General features: G+C 64.9%; 11 protein-coding genes. 9 read left to right on the forward strand and 2 right to left on the reverse strand.

Translation table 11 applies throughout. The features are described from left to right. Nucleotides 1–394 precede the first annotated feature (394 nt). Nucleotides 395–1,972: an L-aspartate oxidase gene (gene nadB, locus EV683_RS13585; protein WP_131863158.1), complete on the forward strand. Its 1,578-nt coding sequence runs from the start codon at nucleotides 395–397 to the stop codon at nucleotides 1,970–1,972. 13 nt (nucleotides 1,973–1,985) lie between these two features. On the opposite strand, the gene EV683_RS13590 is transcribed toward nadB, so the two are convergent. Further along, complete coding sequence (locus tag EV683_RS13590) at nucleotides 1,986–4,298, reverse strand: ATP-binding protein (RefSeq protein ID WP_131863159.1); 2,313 nt, start codon at nucleotides 4,296–4,298, stop codon at nucleotides 1,986–1,988. A 141-nt stretch (nucleotides 4,299–4,439) separates the two neighbouring features. Between EV683_RS13590 and EV683_RS13595 the strand changes: the two genes are divergently transcribed. From EV683_RS13595 to dnaE, 4 genes are all read left to right on the forward strand, one after another. Next, nucleotides 4,440–5,447: a TRAP transporter substrate-binding protein gene (locus EV683_RS13595; RefSeq protein WP_131863160.1), complete on the forward strand. Its 1,008-nt coding sequence runs from the start codon at nucleotides 4,440–4,442 to the stop codon at nucleotides 5,445–5,447. 346 nt (nucleotides 5,448–5,793) lie between these two features. Beyond that, a complete protein-coding gene (locus EV683_RS13600; RefSeq protein WP_066612193.1) occupies nucleotides 5,794–8,073 on the forward strand; it encodes an NADP-dependent malic enzyme in 2,280 nt (759 codons plus the stop codon). Nucleotides 8,074–8,162: 89 nt separating this feature from the next. Beyond that, the gene (locus tag EV683_RS13605) at nucleotides 8,163–8,411 is read left to right on the forward strand and encodes a PhaM family polyhydroxyalkanoate granule multifunctional regulatory protein (RefSeq protein WP_066612190.1); all 249 of its coding nucleotides are present in this window, start codon (nucleotides 8,163–8,165) and stop codon (nucleotides 8,409–8,411) included. Between the two features lie 65 nt (nucleotides 8,412–8,476). Then, nucleotides 8,477–11,926 carry a DNA polymerase III subunit alpha gene (gene dnaE / locus EV683_RS13610; protein ID WP_131863161.1) on the forward strand — a complete coding sequence of 1,150 codons (3,450 nt, stop codon included), beginning with the start codon at nucleotides 8,477–8,479 and terminating at the stop codon, nucleotides 11,924–11,926. On the opposite strand, the gene EV683_RS13615 is transcribed toward dnaE, so the two are convergent. Beyond that, the gene (locus EV683_RS13615; protein ID WP_165916844.1) at nucleotides 11,927–12,772 is read right to left on the reverse strand and encodes a CHAD domain-containing protein; all 846 of its coding nucleotides are present in this window, start codon (nucleotides 12,770–12,772) and stop codon (nucleotides 11,927–11,929) included. It lies immediately after the preceding gene. 442 nt (nucleotides 12,773–13,214) lie between these two features. On the opposite strand from EV683_RS13615, the gene EV683_RS14350 reads away from it, so the two are divergent. From EV683_RS14350 to EV683_RS13635, 4 genes are all read left to right on the forward strand, one after another. After that, nucleotides 13,215–13,787 (forward strand): hypothetical protein, encoded by a 573-nt coding sequence (locus tag EV683_RS14350; protein WP_165916845.1) that lies wholly within the window; start codon nucleotides 13,215–13,217, stop codon nucleotides 13,785–13,787. An 83-nt stretch (nucleotides 13,788–13,870) separates the two neighbouring features. Beyond that, on the forward strand, nucleotides 13,871–14,248 hold the full coding sequence (locus EV683_RS13625; RefSeq protein WP_066612180.1) for a hypothetical protein: 378 nt from the start codon (nucleotides 13,871–13,873) through the stop codon (nucleotides 14,246–14,248). A gap of 29 nt (nucleotides 14,249–14,277) precedes the next feature. Next, complete coding sequence (locus tag EV683_RS13630; protein WP_131863164.1) at nucleotides 14,278–14,997, forward strand: C39 family peptidase; 720 nt, start codon at nucleotides 14,278–14,280, stop codon at nucleotides 14,995–14,997. 34 nt (nucleotides 14,998–15,031) lie between these two features. Then, nucleotides 15,032–15,562 carry a hypothetical protein gene (locus EV683_RS13635; protein ID WP_131863165.1) on the forward strand — a complete coding sequence of 177 codons (531 nt, stop codon included), beginning with the start codon at nucleotides 15,032–15,034 and terminating at the stop codon, nucleotides 15,560–15,562. Nucleotides 15,563–15,859: the final 297 nt, after the last annotated feature.

Here is a 15,859-nt window from a genome sequence, read left to right on the forward strand (position 1 = left end):
CAATCTGAGCCAGGATCAAACTCTTCAGTTCAAACCTAAGCTAATCGTACTTCTGGTCCGCAAGGCCACGATCCGAAGATCGCGCTACTTGCTGGCGCCAGTTTCTTGCCGAAGCCAGAAACTCACACCTATCGGTTGTTCGATTTATTAAAGAGCGGGCTGCGTCGCGTCGTTGTTTCGTTTGCGCTGCAGCGAGGAGGCGAACTATACCCACCCCGCTCCAACCCGTCAACACCTTTTTGCGAAAATCTTCTCGGCCTCTGCCGTCACGAGCAGGGCCGAGCCCCTCAAACCCTTTGCCCGTCGGGGTTTCCGGGGTACACACCCCCTGCCCGCTCGCGCGCGCTTTCTGCTAGTCTTGGCGGCTGAAGATCATTTCGGGACATGCATCATCATGTTGAAGTTTGACGTACTGATTATCGGCAGCGGCCTAGCCGGCATGACGCTGGCGCTCCATCTGGCCGAGCACCGCAAGGTCGCCCTCGTCACCAAGCGCGACCTGCTGGAAGGCAGCTCGACCTACGCGCAGGGCGGCATCGCGGCGGTGCTCGATACCGGCGACTCGGTGGAAGCCCATATCCAGGACACGCTGGTCGCCGGCGCGGGCCTGTGCAACGAGGAGACGACGCGCTTCATCGTCGAGCACTCCAAGGAGGCGATCGACTGGCTGATCGAGCTGGGCGTGCCGTTCACCAAGGACGAAACGCACAAGACCGGCTACCACCTGACGCGCGAAGGCGGCCACAGCCACCGCCGCATCATCCACGCCGCCGACGCGACCGGCGCGGCGGTGACCTCGACGCTCGGCCAGAAGATCAAGGCGCACCCGAACATCACGCTGCTCGAGGACCATATCGCGATCGACCTGATCACGTCGAAGAAGCTCGGCCAACCCGGCAACCGTTGCTTCGGCGCCTACGTGCTCGACAAGCAGGCCGACGAGGTGAGGACGGTCGCCGCCGGCCACACCATCCTCGCGTCGGGCGGCGCCGGCAAGGTCTACCTTTATACGACCAACCCGGATACCGCGACCGGCGACGGCATCGCGATGGGCTGGCGCGCCGGTTGCCGCGTGTCGAACATGGAGTTCATCCAGTTCCACCCGACCTGCCTGTATCACCCGCACACCAAGTCGTTCCTGATCACCGAGGCGGTGCGCGGCGAGGGCGGCATCCTGCGCCTGCCGGACGGCACCCGCTTCATGCCGGCGCACGACGCGCGCGCCGAGCTGGCGCCGCGCGATGTGGTGGCGCGCGCGATCGACTTCGAGATGAAGCGCCACGGCCTCGACTGCGTCTACCTCGACATCTCGTACAAGCCGGCGAGCTTCATCCAGGAGCACTTCCCGAATATCTACGCGCACTGCCTGGAGCTGGGCATCGACATCACCAAGGAACCGATTCCGGTGGTGCCCGCGGTGCACTTCACCTGCGGCGGTCTGGTGACCGATCTGAGCGGCCACACCGACGTCGACGGCCTGTACGCGGTCGGCGAGGTCGCCTGCACCGGCCTGCACGGCGCCAACCGGCTGGCGAGCAACTCGCTGCTCGAGTGCATGGTGATCGGCCGCGCCGCCGCCAACGAGATCCTGCACACCCAGCCGGTCGAGCTGCCGGCCATCCCGAGCTGGGACGACAGCCGCGTGACCGATCCGGACGAAGAAGTGGTGATCTCGCACAACTGGGACGAACTGCGCCGCGCGATGTGGGACTACGTCGGCATCGTGCGCACCAACAAGCGGCTCGAGCGCGCGCTGAACCGGATCAAGCTGCTGTCGGAGGAGATCAACGAGTACTACAGCAACTTCCACGTCAGCAACGACCTGATCGAGCTGCGCAACCTGGTGCAGACCGCCGAGCTGATCGTACGCTCGGCGCTGCTGAGGAAGGAAAGCCGCGGCCTGCACTACAGCCGCGACTACCCGGACATGTTGGCCGAGGCGCGCGACACCACGCTGAGCCCGGGCGCCTGACGCCCTTGCCCGCTCAGTCGACGGCGCCCTCGGGCGCCGTTTCCTTTTCCGGCCGCGCCAAGGGCAGCGTGAACCAGAACACGCAGCCGCCCGACAGCGCGCTGTTGACGCCGAACTCGCCGCGGTGGAACTCGACGATGGAGCGGCAAATGTTCAGACCTATCCCCATGCCCTCGGGCTTGGTCGAATAGAACGGCGTGAACAGGTTGGCCTCGATCGCCCCGGACAGACCCGGGCCGTTGTCGGCGACCTCGACGCGCCAGAATGCGTCGCCGACGTGGGTGCGCACGCGCACCTGCGGCCGCGCGGTGCGCGCCGACACCAGCGCCTCGACCGCGTTCTTGATCAGGTTGATCAGCACCTGCTCGATCAGCACCGGGTCGACCTGCAGCGACACGCCGCGCCGGCCCGGTTCGAGCGACAGGCGCACGCCGTGCTGTCGGGCCAGCGGCTCGGCCAGCCCGATCGCGCGCGCGACGATGCGCTCGGGGTCGGACGGTTCGAGCTGCGGCGCGTGCTTCTTGATGAAGGCGCGGATGCTGTTGACGATCTGGCCGGCGCGGCGCGCCTGCTCGGCGATCGCCGCGACCGCCGCCGTGACGCCGCGCGGCAGGCTGCCGTCGTCGGGCAAGCGCCGGCTCAGGCCGGACGCGTAGGTATTGATCGCCGTCAGCGGCTGGTTCAGTTCGTGCGCAAGGCTGGACGCCATCTCGCCCATCGCGATCAGCCGCGAGGTGGCCTGGAAGCGCTCGGCTTGCGCGCGCTCGCGCGCGTCGCGCGCGCGCGCCTCGGTTACGTCGGCAAGGATGTCGAGCCAGGCCTCGCTGCCGTCGACCCAGGCGATACGGCGCCGCTGCAACTGGAAGCAGCGCCGGCCGTCGTCGGGCGAGAACTCGAACGCCACCGGCCCGGGCTCGGCCAACCTCGGCAGCAGCGGGCAGCAGGCGGCGTCCGGCTCGGTAAGCCACCACAGCCGGCCGAAGGCCGGGTTCGCGTACAAGAGGTCGCCGTGCTCGCCGCCGGTGACGCACACACCGGCGTCCAGGCCGTTGAGCACCGCGAGGAAACGCTCGCGCGCCGCCTTCAGCTCGACGCGCTGGCGGCGCACCTCGGTCACGTCGTACAGCGACGCGATCCAGCCGCGCTGCGCGCCGTCGCGCTCGATCAGCGGCGAGACGAACAGCCTCACCTCGACGCGCTCGCCGTCGGGACGCGCGAAGGCCAGCTCCAGCCCCTCCTCGGTGAACTCGCCGGCCAGCGCGCGCGCCAGCAGCGCCTCCTGCGCGTCGGCCTCGCCCGCCGGCCAGAACGGAAACGGCCGCGACAGGCCCAGCAGCGCGTCGGCCGGATAGCCGCTCAGCTCGCAGAAGGCGCGGTTGACGCGCTCGATGCGGCCGGTGCGGTCGAGCGACACCAGCCCGCCCTTCATGCAGTCTTCCATCGCCTGGCGGAGCGACACCTCCGACGCCAGCGTGCGCTCGACCGCCGCGCGCTCGCGCACGTGACGGCGGATGCGCCAGACGGTGAAGGCGAGCGACAGTGTCAGGAACAGGATGGAGCCGGTCAGCACCGGCAGCGTCAGCCCGACGCCGACCCGGTAGGACACCGCGCGCAGCGACAGGCCGTAGCCGGGCGGGTCGAAGCCGATCTGGTAGGCGATACCGTCCGGATGTGCCGCCTGCTCGAACTTGCTCGCCAGCACGCGGCCGCGCACGTCGACGACGCTGATGTGGTACTTGGACGCGATCCACCACGGCACCCGCTGCTGCAGCAGCCAGTCGAGCTGGTAGCTCAGGCGCAGGCTGCCGCGGTAGCGGCCGTCCGCGAGCAGCGGTATCGCCAGGTCGATGCGGGTCTTGCCGTCGGCCGCGGCGCGGTAGGGTTGGCCGAAGGCCGGGCGCAGCAGGCGGCTGGCGCGCCAGACCGCGTCGTACTGCGGCCCTTCGAGCCTGAGCGGCGCCTCGAGCGCGCGCCGGCCGTCCCAGTCGACGCGGCCGGCGACGTCGACGCGTTGCACCTCGGCCAACTCGCGGTTCTCGCGCAGGAAGCTGGCGACGCTGCGCCTGAAACGTTCCGCGTCGAGCCGGCCCTCGACGACGTCGGCCGCCAGCGCCTCGCCCCACTCCTTCTGGCTCTGCATCTGCAGACGCAACGACTGTTCGAGCCACAGCATTTCCTGGATCAGCGCGTCGCGCTGCTCGTCGACCCAGTCGCGGTAGAGCAGGTAGAACAGGCCGGACAGGGTCGCGACCAGCGCCAGCAGCGTCAGGCCGGTCATCAGCCACAGCGGCCGGGGCGATCGTTTGGCGTCGAATAGCGGAGTCATCCTGTCCATCATGCGCGAACCCGCGCCGACCGCAATGCGGAAACCCCCAATGGCATGAGCTGGCCCGCGCTCCCTAAGTTGTAGATCATCGCCCGCTTCCTCCCCCACAATGGCGCATCGCCGCCCCCGGAAAGCCTCATCGTGAAGTCACGCTGCATCGCCGCCCTCGCCCTGCTGACCGCCCTCGCGCTGGCCGGCTGCAGCGGCGCGCACGACGAGATCGTGATCAAGTTCAGCCACGTCGTCACGCCCGACACGCCCAAGGGCATGGCCGCCGAACGCTTCCGGCAGTTGGCCGAGGCGCGCACCGGCGGGCGCGTCAAGGTGCGCGTCTACCCGAACAGCCAACTCTACAAGGACAAGGAAGAGCTCGAGGCGCTGCAACTGGGCGCGGTGCAGATGCTGGCACCCAGCCTCGCCAAGATCGGTGCGCTCGGCGTGCGCGAGTTCGAGGCCTTCGACCTGCCCTATCTGTTCGACAGCTACGCGAGCCTGCACAAGGTCACCGACGGCCCGCTCGGCCGCCGCCTGCTGGCACGGCTCGAGAGCCGCGGCATCCGGGGGCTGGCCTTCTGGGACAACGGCTTCAAGGACTTCTCGGCCAACCGTCCCTTGCGAACGCCGGCCGACTTCAAGGGGCTGAAGATGCGCATCCAGGGCTCGACCGTACTCGAAGAGCAGATGCGCGCGCTCGGCGCACAACCGCAGGTTATCGCCTTCTCCGAAGCCTACCCGGCGCTCGCGGCCGGCGTGGTCGACGGCACCGAAAACCCGCCGTCCAACCTCTACACGCAGAACATGCACCGCGTACAGCGTCACCTGACGCGCTCGCAGCACGGTTACCTGGGCTACGTGGTGATCGTCAACAAGAAATTCTGGGACGCCCTGCCGCGCGACGTGCGCACGATACTCGAGGGCGCGATGCGCGACGCAACCGCCTACGCCAACCGCATCGCCAAGGACGAGAACGACAAGGACCTGGCGCTGATCCGCGCCAGCGGCCTGACCGTCGTCCACGAGCCGACCCCGGCCGAACGCGCGGCGCTGCGGCGCGCGCTGCTGCCGGTGCACGCGACGATGGCCGACTACATCGGCCGCGACGTGCTCGACGCGCTGTACCGGGAAACCGGCTTCACCGCTGGGCGCTGACCCATGGAGAAAACCCCTAGCGGCAAACCCTCGTCAGGCACGAAAAACCGGCTGTCGGCACCGGCACGGGCCGGTTTTGCATTGGTCATATGGGGGAAGCACCTGATCGTAAGCGCCGTCCCTTCTTCCTATACTGCTGCCTTCGCCTGCCGACCCGGCCACGCGCAAGACGCAGGCGGAAAGCTGTCAAAAAGCCCGGCCGTCACCGGCGCGCGCTGCGGAGGAACGCATCTTGTCGCGCGCTTATGAGCGCTATAGCCCAGAGCCATAGCCCTGGGCGAGCGGTTGGCCGTATAATAATGGAAACGTGTTCCAAACCTGCCCAAAGCACCTCAGGAGCTCCCAGATGGATGAGCAATTGCGCCAGAACGCGCTCGATTTTCACCAATTCCCCACCCCCGGCAAGATCCAGGTCGCCCCGACCAAACCCCTGGCTACCCAACGTGACCTCGCCCTGGCCTACTCGCCGGGCGTCGCTGCGCCGTGCATGGCCATCGTCGAGGACCCGCTGAACGCGTACAAGTACACCGCGCGCGGCAACCTGGTCGCCGTGATCTCCAACGGCACCGCCGTGCTGGGCCTCGGCAACATCGGCGCGCTGGCCGGCAAGCCGGTGATGGAAGGCAAGGGCGTGCTGTTCAAGAAGTTCGCCGGCATCGACGTGTTCGACATCGAGGTGAACGAGCTCGACCCGGACAAGCTGGTCGACATCATCTGCTCGCTCGAGCCGACCTTCGGCGGCATCAACCTCGAAGACATCAAGGCGCCCGAGTGCTTCTACATCGAGAAGAAGTGCCGTGAGCGCATGAACATCCCGGTGTTCCACGACGACCAGCACGGCACCGCCATCGTCGCCGCCGCCGCCGTCCTGAACAGCCTGCGCCTGACCAACAAGAACATCGCCGACGTGCGCGTGGTGGCCTCCGGCGCCGGCGCCGCCGCCATCGCGTGCCTGGACCTGCTGGTCGCGCTGGGTGCGACCCGCGAGAACATCACCGTGTGCGACTCGAAGGGCGTGATCTTCGAAGGCCGCGACGAGAAGATGGACGACTCGAAGAAGCGCTACGCGATCAAGGACAACGGCCAGCGCAAGCTCGCCGACGCCATGGTCGGCGCCGACATCTTCATGGGTCTGTCGGGTCCGAAACTGGTCACCCAGGACATGGTCAAGTCGATGGCCGACAAGCCGCTGATCCTCGCGATGGCCAACCCGGAGCCGGAAATCCTGCCGTCGCTGGTCAAGGAAGTCCGCCCGGACGCGATCATCGGCACCGGCCGTTCGGACTACCCGAACCAGGTCAACAACGTGCTGTGCTTCCCGTTCATCTTCCGCGGTGCGATGGACGTCGGCGCGACCACCATCAACGAAGAGATGAAGATCGCCTGCGTGCGCGCGATCGCCGACCTGGCGATGGCCGAGCAGAACGAGGTGGTCGCCTCCGCCTACGGCGGCAAGGAGCTGTCCTTCGGGCCGGAATACCTGATCCCGGTGCCGTTCGATCCGCGCCTGATCGTCAAGATCGCCCCGGCCGTCGCCAAGGCCGCGATGGACTCCGGCGTCGCCACCCGTCCGATCGAGGACTTCGGCGCCTACGTCGAGCAGCTCTCGCAGTTCGTCTACAAGACCAACCTGTTCATGAAGCCGGTGTTCACCGCCGCCAAGCAGAACAAGAAGCGCGTCGTGCTGACCGAGGGCGAGGACGAGCGCGTGCTGCACGCGACCCAGGAAATCGTGTCGCAGGGTCTCGCCTTCCCGGTGCTGGTCGGCCGTCCGAGCGTGATCGAGAAGCGTATCGAGAAGCTGGGCCTGAAGATCAAGGCCGGCGAGGACTTCGAACTGGTCAACAACGAGTCCGACCCGCGCTACGCCGAGTACTGGAAAGAGTACTACGCCATCATGAAGCGCCGCGGCGTTTCGCAGGAGCAGGCCCGTCGCCGCGTGATCGGCAACACCACGCTGATCGGCGCGCTGATGGTCCGTCGTGGCGAAGCCGACGCGCTGATCTGCGGCACCTACGGCGCCTACCGCCAGCACTACGAGATCATCCAGGACGTGCTCGGCCACAACAATCCGAAGAAGCTGGCCGCCGCGGTGAACGCGCTGATGCTGCCGACCGGCAACATCTTCATCGCCGACACCTACGTGAACGCCGACCCGAGCGCCGAGCAACTGGCCGACATCACGCTGATGGCCGCCGAGACCGTGAAGCGCTTCGGCATCCAGCCGAAGGTGGCGATGCTGTCGAACTCGAGCTTCGGCACCATCAACAGCGCCTCCGCGCAGAAAATGCGCGAAGCGCTGGCGATCGTGCAGGAACGCGCGCCGGAACTGGAAATCGACGGCGAAATGCAGGGCGACGCCGCGCTGAACGAGAGCCTGCGCCTGCAGAGCATGCCGGACAGCACGCTCAAGGGCTCGGCCAACCTGCTGATCATGCCGAACGTCGAAGCCGCCAACATCAGCTACAACCTGCTGCGCGTGTCGGCCGCCGACGGCGTGACCATCGGCCCGATCCTGATGGGCATCGCGAAGCCGGCCCACATCGTGACCTCCATCTCGTCGGTGCGCCGCATCGTCAACATGGTGGCGCTCGCGGCCGTCGAGGCGCAGGTGCAGCAAGGCTGAGCCTGACGCGCTAACGCTATACTCAACGGGCAAGCCTTCGGGCTTGCCCGTTTTTGTTCGTCCATGTCCCCTTTCCCGACGGAGACCGCATGAGCGCCGACTTCAACCCGAACGACCCCTTCGCCCTGATGCGCCAGTTCTGGCAGAACGCCACCCCGGCCGGCGCGCAGCCCTTCCTGCCGCCGCTGTCCGAAGAAGAGATCGACCGTCGCATCGCCGAGCTCAGGGTGGTCGAAGGCTGGCTGACGATGAACCTGGGCGCGCTGTCGCTGCAGATCAAGACGCTGGAAATGCAAAAGGCCGCGCTGGCCGCGCTCAAGCCCAAGGGCGACGCCTGAGCGTCGTCGCCGCTGCGGGTCTGGCCGGGCCCGCAGCCGAGCGGCCGCGCGGTACAATGGCGGCCATGAACGCACCGGCCTTTATCCCCCTACGCCTCCACACCGAGTTTTCCGTCACCGACGGCATCGTGCGCATCGACGACGCGGTCAAACGCGCCAAGTCGCTCGGTCTGCCCGCGCTCGGCATGTCCGACCTGATGAACCTGTTCGGCATGGTCAAGTTCTACAAGGCCTGCCGCAGCGCCGGCATCAAACCGATCGTGTCGGTCGACGCCTGGCTGGAAAACGAGGACGACCGCGACAAGCCCTACCGGCTGATGCTGATCGCCAAGGACCGCGACGGCTACGGCCGCCTGTGCGAACTGTTGGCCGAGGCCTATCTGCACAACCAGTACCGCGGCCGCGCCGAGCTGAAACGCGCCTGGCTGGAAGCCGGCGACAACAGCCACCTCTTGTGCCTGTCCGGCGCCCACCTCGGCGACGTCGGCCTTTCGCTCATCAACGGCAACCCCGACGAGGCGCTCGAGCGCGCGCGGTACTGGTCGACCCTGTTCCCCGGCGGCTTCTACCTCGAAGTGCAACGGCTCGACAAGCCCGAAGTCGAACAGGTGGTCCAGGCGACCTTGTGGCTGGCCGGCGAGTTGAGCCTGCCGGTGGTCGCCACCCACCCGATCCAGTTCATGGAAGCGGACGACTTCAAGGCGCACGAGGCGCGCGTCTGCATCGCCGAAGGCTACACGCTGGGTGACAAGCGCCGCCCGCGCCACTTCGCCGAGTGCCAGTATTTCCTCTCCACCGACGAGATGGTCGAGCGCTTCCGCGACATCCCCGAAGCGCTGGAAAACTCGGTCGAGATCGCCAAGCGCTGCAACATCACCGTGCAGCTGGGCAAGAACTACCTGCCCGACTTCCCGACCCCGGACGGCATGACGCTGGACGACTACCTCGTCCACCTGTCGAAGGAAGGCCTCGAGAAGCGGCTCGAAAAGCTGTACCCGGACCCGGAAACGCGCGCCGCCGAACGCCCCCGCTACGACGAGCGGCTCGCGATCGAGTGCAAGACCATCATCGACATGGGCTTCCCGGGCTACTTCCTGATCGTGGCCGACTTCATCATCTGGGCCAAGAACAACGGCTGCCCGGTCGGCCCGGGCCGCGGTTCCGGCGCCGGCAGCCTGGTCGCCTACAGCCTCGGCATCACCGACATCGACCCGCTGGCCTACGCGCTGCTGTTCGAGCGCTTCCTGAACCCCGAACGCGTGTCGATGCCCGACTTCGACATCGACTTCTGCCAGGACAACCGCTACCGGGTGATCGAATACGTGCGCCAGAAGTACGGCGCCGAGGCGGTGTCGCAGATCGCGACCTTCGGCACCATGGCCGCCAAGGCGGTGGTGCGCGACGTCGGCCGCGTGCTCGATTTGCCGTACATGTTCTGCGACGGCGTCTCCAAACTGATCCCGGCCGCGCCGGGCAAGCAGTACTCGCTCGACGACGCGGTCGAGATGGAGCCCATCCTCAAGGAGCGGCTGGAAAACGAGGAAGAACTGCGCGAGCTGTGGGAGCTGGCCAAGAAGCTCGAGGGCCTGACGCGCGGCATCGGCATGCACGCCGGCGGCGTGCTGATCGCGCCGGGTCGCATCACCGACTTCTGCCCGGTCTACCAGGCATCCGGCGACGACGCGGTGCCGGTGTCGATGCTCGACAAGGACGACGTCGAGCAGGTCGGGCTGGTGAAGTTCGACTTCCTCGGCCTGCGCAACCTCACCATCATCGACCTGGCGGTGCGCTACATCAAGGCGCTCGACCCGAGCTTCGACACCGACCTCAACCTGCTGGAATTCACCGATCCGGCCGCCTACAAGGTGCTGCAGCAGGCGAACACCACCGCAGTATTCCAGCTGGAATCGGACGGCATGAAGCGGCTGCTCGAGAAGCTCAAGCCCGACCGTTTCGAAGACATCATCGCCGTGCTGGCGCTGTACCGTCCGGGCCCGCTCGGCTCCGGCATGGTCGACGACTTCATCCTGCGCAAGGCCGGCAAACAGGAGGTCGACTACTTCCACCCCGACCTGCAGGCCTGCCTCGATCCGACCTACGGCGTGATCGTGTACCAGGAACAGGTGATGCAGATCTCGCAGATCATCGGCGGCTACACACTCGGCGGCGCCGACATGCTGCGCCGCGCGATGGGCAAGAAGAAGCCAGAGGAAATGGCCGCCCACCGCGAGAAGATCGCCGCGGGCGCCAAAGAGAAGGGCTACGACCCGAAGTTGGCCGAGATGCTGTTCGACCTGATGGCCAAGTTCGCCGAGTACGGCTTCAACAAGTCGCACACCGCCGCCTACGCCGTCGTGTCCTACCAGACCGCGTGGCTGAAGGCGCACCACACCGCCGCCTTCATGGCTGCGACCATGTCGTCCGAACTGGACAACACCGACCAGCTCAAGGTGTTCTACGACGACAGCATCGACCCGAAGAACGGCCTCGTCTTCCTGCCGCCGGACGTCAACGAGAGCTTCTACCGCTTCGTGCCGGTCGACCGCAAGCGCATCCGCTACGCGCTCGGCGCGGTCAAGGGCACCGGCGAGGCGGCGGTCGAGCACATCGTCGCCGTCCGCAACGAGAGCGGCCCGTTCACCGACCTGTTCGACTTCTGCCGTCGCACCGACAAGAAGCTCGTCAACAAGCGCGCGATCGAATCGCTGATCCGCGCCGGCGCCTTCGACGCGATCGAGCCCAACCGCGCCAAACTGTTGGCCAACGTCGGCCTCGCGATGGAGGCCGCCGACCAGGAGGCCGCCAACGCCAACCAGGGCGGCCTGTTCGACCTGCTCGACGCCGGCGCCGCGCCGACGATCGAGATGGTCGACACCAAGCCGTGGGACGAGGCGACCAAGTTGGCCGAGGAAAAGCTCGCGATCGGCTACTACCTGTCCGGCCACCCGTTCTCGGCTTTCGAGAAAGAAGTGCGCGCCTTCATCAAGACGCCGCTGTCGCGGCTGACCCCGAAGAAGGAGCCGCAGCTCTTGGCCGGTTTCGTGACCGGCATCCGCACCAAGGTCGGCAACCGCGGCAAGATGGCCTTCGTGCAGCTTGACGACGGCAGCGCCAAGCTCGAGGTGTCGGTATTCGCCGAGGCCTTCGACGCCAACCGCGCCAAGCTCAGGGAAGATACCGTGCTGGTGGTCGAGGGCAAGGTCAGCGAGGACAACTTCTCGGGCGGCTTGCGCATCATCGCCGACAAGCTGCTCGACCTGGGCGAGGCGCGCAGCCGCTTCGCGCGCAGCTTGCGCATCGCGATGGACGGCAACGGCGACGTGATGCGGCTCAAAGCGCTGATCCAGCCCTTCGCCAGCGAGGAAGGCGGCTGCCCGGTGCGCGTCGACTACCACAACGGCGAGGCGCGCGGCGACATCGCGCTGCCGCAACAGTGGGGCGTGCGCCTCGACGACGGCCTCTTGCTGTCGCTGCGCGACTGGCTCGGCGACGACGCGGTCCGCGTGATGTGGTGATCAGCGCTGGCGCGCCCGCGCCAGCAGCGGCATCAGCTCGTCCAGCACCCGCGCCGCCTCGGCGGCACACTTGCCCTCTTCGCGGGCGATCGCCGTCGACCAGGACGGCGGCACCTCACCCGGCAGCTCGGCTAGGTTGGCACGCAGCACGCTCAGGTCCTGCAGGCTGCCCAGGCTCAGTTGCAAGAAGCGCAGCGGCTTGACGAGACGCCGCTGCCGGCGCGGCAGGGTATCCGAAAAACCCTCGATCCAGTAGCGCAGCCGCTTGCCCTCCAGGCGCAGCGGGTGCCAGGCCGCCGGCGCGACATCCGCCGTCAGCGCCCGGGCCATTTTCCGCATCCGGGCCGCCAGGCGGCCGGCCCGCCCGCGGAGGCGCTTGCGCAAGGGCTTGCGCCGGCTGCGGTTGAGCGCCCGGAACCACGCCAGTTCCGCGTCGACCAGCGCCTCGTCGAGGCGCGCGTGCTGCAAGCCGGCCAGCAAACCCTGTCGCGCGGTATCGAGCCTTGCCCGCAGCGCCTCGCAAGCCGCCGCCCCCTCCCCCGTTTCCGTATACAGCCCGTCGGCCCACTCCAGCGACACTTCCAGATCGCGCACCGCATTGCTCAGACCGGCGGCCTCGGCCAACCTTCCGCGCGCTTCGCTGACCGAGGCCCGGTCGCGGAAGGCAGCCAGCAGCACGCGCTGGCTGCGCAGGCTCACCCTGAGGTCGTGCAGCGCCTCCGGGTCGGCGTTCTCATGCAGACGCGCCATCGCATGAAAGGCCAGTTCGACCAGGGCCTCGTAACGCTGGGCCAGATCGGCGCGCATCGTGTCAGCCCGCCGGCGTTGTTGACGTTTGTTACGCATCGCCCCCTCCATGGAATCGCCATTTCATGCTATCAGCCGCCACACGCCACCCCAAGCTCGCGCGCCGGCATGGAGACCCCGATGCCGCACGCCCCATCGCCAACCACGATACGAGCGGGCTTACGCCTGAAACACTCTGGCCAACCGTCTCACGGTTGACACACTGCTCCCCTGCCATCCCGTCCCGCCGAAACGCCCGTCCATCAAGGCTTTCCGCCTGCGTCGGGCGGCCTGCGGTCCTGACGCTGTGCCAGAACTGCGACAACGGCGAGCGACACACACCGCGGCCAGCAGCCCAGAAAATCGACGCAAACCATTGAAAAAAAAGGCGTCGAAAGTTTTTCACGACGCTGGCACAGCGCTTGCATTAAGGGGAGTGCGCACAACGAAGCGCCTAGCTGGATCAACAACCTGTCACACACGGAACCTCAGGAGAACGATCATGAAAAAGCTTGCTCTCGCCACTGCTCTGATCATGGCCTTCGGCGCCACCACCGCCATGGCTCGCGGCTCTGACGACGATAACGTAGCCCGCAACAACGACGGCAGCGCCGTTGCCCAGGACAAGTCGATCGCGATCGAAGACTCGTTCAAAGCCACCGCCAAGAACAGCTTCAACCAGGACAACGACACCACCAACAACACCAAGGTCGACGTCGACGTGACCGTCAAGGACAGCTTCAACACCGACAATAGCAAGCACATGACGTCGAACTCGTGGAGCCTGAGCAAAAAAGTCGTCAACATCTCCAAGGCCGAAATTTCGTCCGATCAGAAAGGCCACGCAGGCGACGTGACGATCGGCAGCGGCGGCAGCAGAGACCACGGCTACGGCGGCTACGGCCGTAAAGGCAAGAAAGACGACTGCGGCTGCGAACTGCCGACCGTCCGTACCGGCGACAACTCGGTCGGCTCCGCCAGCTTCAACGGCATCGGCCAGTTCTCGCAAAACACCGGCCTCGCTTCGATGGCGCAGCAGTCCGTCAACGTCCAGGCCAACCTGCGCATGAACTAAGCGCACGACGGCGACACGGGAAGCGGTCTGGTATCGCTTCCCGTTTTTCCCCCTTTTCTGCGGATAGGCTCTAGGAGATCACCATGGCGCGCATCGATCGTCTCATCGTCGCCACCTTGTTTGGGACCACCCTGCTGGCGGGTATCGCCCACGCCGACGAGACTCAGCAAGCCGTCAACGATCCCTTCGCAGGATTGAGCACGGCCAATCAGCAAAGCCTGTCCGACCAAGCCGGCAAAAAAGACATTTTTACCGACAACCTGCAGGTGATCAGCAATAACGCCGAACAACGCGCCAGCGTCGGCAACACTAGCCTGCAGAACTCCGTTTCGGTCACCGGCGCCAACACCATCGGACAAGGCGCCTTCGCCGGGATGTCTGGAATCGGAACGGTCTTCCAGAACAGCGGCAACAACGTCGTGATGCAAAGCTCGACGATTCTGAACGTTTCGATTCGCTGAGTACCGATAGACACGAAAGGCTACCCGCAGTGGCCTTGCTTATCCTGGACGGCATCATCATGCAAAAAAAACTCATCGCCTGCTGTATCGCCTTGGCAGGGCTGACCGGTAATGCATGGGCGGGCACCGTCGCTGTCATCACGGGACTCAATTCTTCCTACAACGTCACCATGACGACCTTCAAGGAAAGAGCGTTCAAGAACACCATACGACAAAAATACGATTTCAGTTGTGGTGCTGCCGCGCTCGCCACCTTGCTGACCCACCACTACGAATATCCGATCAAGGAAGAAACGATTTTCGAAGCCATGTTCCGCGAAGGAGACCAGGAAAAAATAAAAAAATACGGTTTTTCGATGGCGGACATGAGAAAATTTCTTGAAGGCCGTGGCATCCCCGCCAACGGCTACGACATTGGACTGGACAAACTCGCCGAGATCGGCGTTCCCGCCATCGTGCTGATCAGCACCAATGGTTACAATCACTTTGTAGTCATCACCGGCATTTCAAAGGACAAAGTACTGGTCAGCGACTCGGCGATCGGCGTGAAGTCCTACGACCGGACTCAGTTTGAAAACATGTGGGGCAAAGTGGTTTTCTTGATTACTGCCAGGGCAGACCTAGGGGAAAAATACTTCAATCGTGACGATTACTGGAAAATCGTTGAAAAGGCTCCGCTGGATACCGCCACAACGAATGCCGCCCTTTCTAACTGGCGCATTTTAATGCGTGGCCCCAACGATTTTTAAGCATCACGGTCGACATGACCCTCAGGAGAGCAACATGTTCAAGCCCGCTGAAGCCCGTCTTTCCTCCTCGGTTTTTATTGTTGCCGCAGGGCTCATGTATTGTCATGCGGCGATGGCCTCCATGACCGTCGCTACCGATATCGACCAGAAAATCGTAGAGCATCGGGTATCGGAAGACAAACTGGAAAACATCCGCGGCGGCATGCGCTACGGCGACTTTGACGTCGCCTTTGGCATAGACCGAGCTGTTTATGTCGACGGCCAACTACAGTATCAAACCAGTTACCAATGGTATAGCAAAAATCCTAAAAATATTTCCTACGATACCAAGCATGATGCAAACCCGATAGCCTCGACACCAAGCGGCAGCCCGGGAAAAACAGTGGTCATCGCAACAAACGACGGCAATGGCGTCCCTCAGTCTTTGGTCGTTCAAAACTCGGCCAACAACACTGTCATTAAATCTGTCACGACACTCGACACAACAATTAACGGCATGGAAGCACTCCGATCAGGCAGAATAAGCAACGCCATTACCAATAGCATCATGAGAAATATCAGATAAGATCATCGCCTGGCAATACATTATTTCCCCTTGACGAAAAGCCTTGATTCAAGGCTTTTCCTGTTTTTTGTGACGTTTTGAGCTACTGAGACCAGCGCCCCAGGAAGGCTTTTGCTGCGGCGACCATCTTGCGCGGTTTGATCTGCACGAACACCCAGCGGGTGGCGCGATCGATGGCGACGACGACGTCCCCCCGGCATTGAGAGTCGCTAACAAAACCGGTCGATAAAGCGTAAGCAGATCAAGGCACAAGCCAGCTTGAGCAAGGCGTAATGCGTATCCAGCCGTCTTTCGAAG

The sequence above is a fragment of the Crenobacter luteus genome (genome assembly GCF_004345725.1).
GTDB classification, from domain to species: domain Bacteria; phylum Pseudomonadota; class Gammaproteobacteria; order Burkholderiales; family Chromobacteriaceae; genus Crenobacter; species Crenobacter luteus.

Excerpts from the sequence above, each read along its gene's own strand:
- EV683_RS14350 (WP_165916845.1), top strand. The coding sequence starts at position 13,215 with ATGAAAAAGCTTGCTCTCGCCACTGCTCTGATCATGGCCTTCGGCGCC.
- EV683_RS13600 (WP_066612193.1), top strand. The coding sequence starts at position 5,794 with ATGGATGAGCAATTGCGCCAGAACGCGCTCGATTTTCACCAATTCCCC.
- EV683_RS13635 (WP_131863165.1), top strand. The coding sequence starts at position 15,032 with ATGTTCAAGCCCGCTGAAGCCCGTCTTTCCTCCTCGGTTTTTATTGTT.
- nadB (WP_131863158.1), top strand. The coding sequence starts at position 395 with ATGTTGAAGTTTGACGTACTGATTATCGGCAGCGGCCTAGCCGGCATG.
- EV683_RS13605 (WP_066612190.1), top strand. The coding sequence starts at position 8,163 with ATGAGCGCCGACTTCAACCCGAACGACCCCTTCGCCCTGATGCGCCAG.
- dnaE (WP_131863161.1), top strand. The coding sequence starts at position 8,477 with ATGAACGCACCGGCCTTTATCCCCCTACGCCTCCACACCGAGTTTTCC.
- EV683_RS13625 (WP_066612180.1), top strand. The coding sequence starts at position 13,871 with ATGGCGCGCATCGATCGTCTCATCGTCGCCACCTTGTTTGGGACCACC.
- EV683_RS13615 (WP_165916844.1), bottom strand. The coding sequence starts at position 12,772 with ATGCGTAACAAACGTCAACAACGCCGGCGGGCTGACACGATGCGCGCC.
- EV683_RS13590 (WP_131863159.1), bottom strand. The coding sequence starts at position 4,298 with ATGACTCCGCTATTCGACGCCAAACGATCGCCCCGGCCGCTGTGGCTG.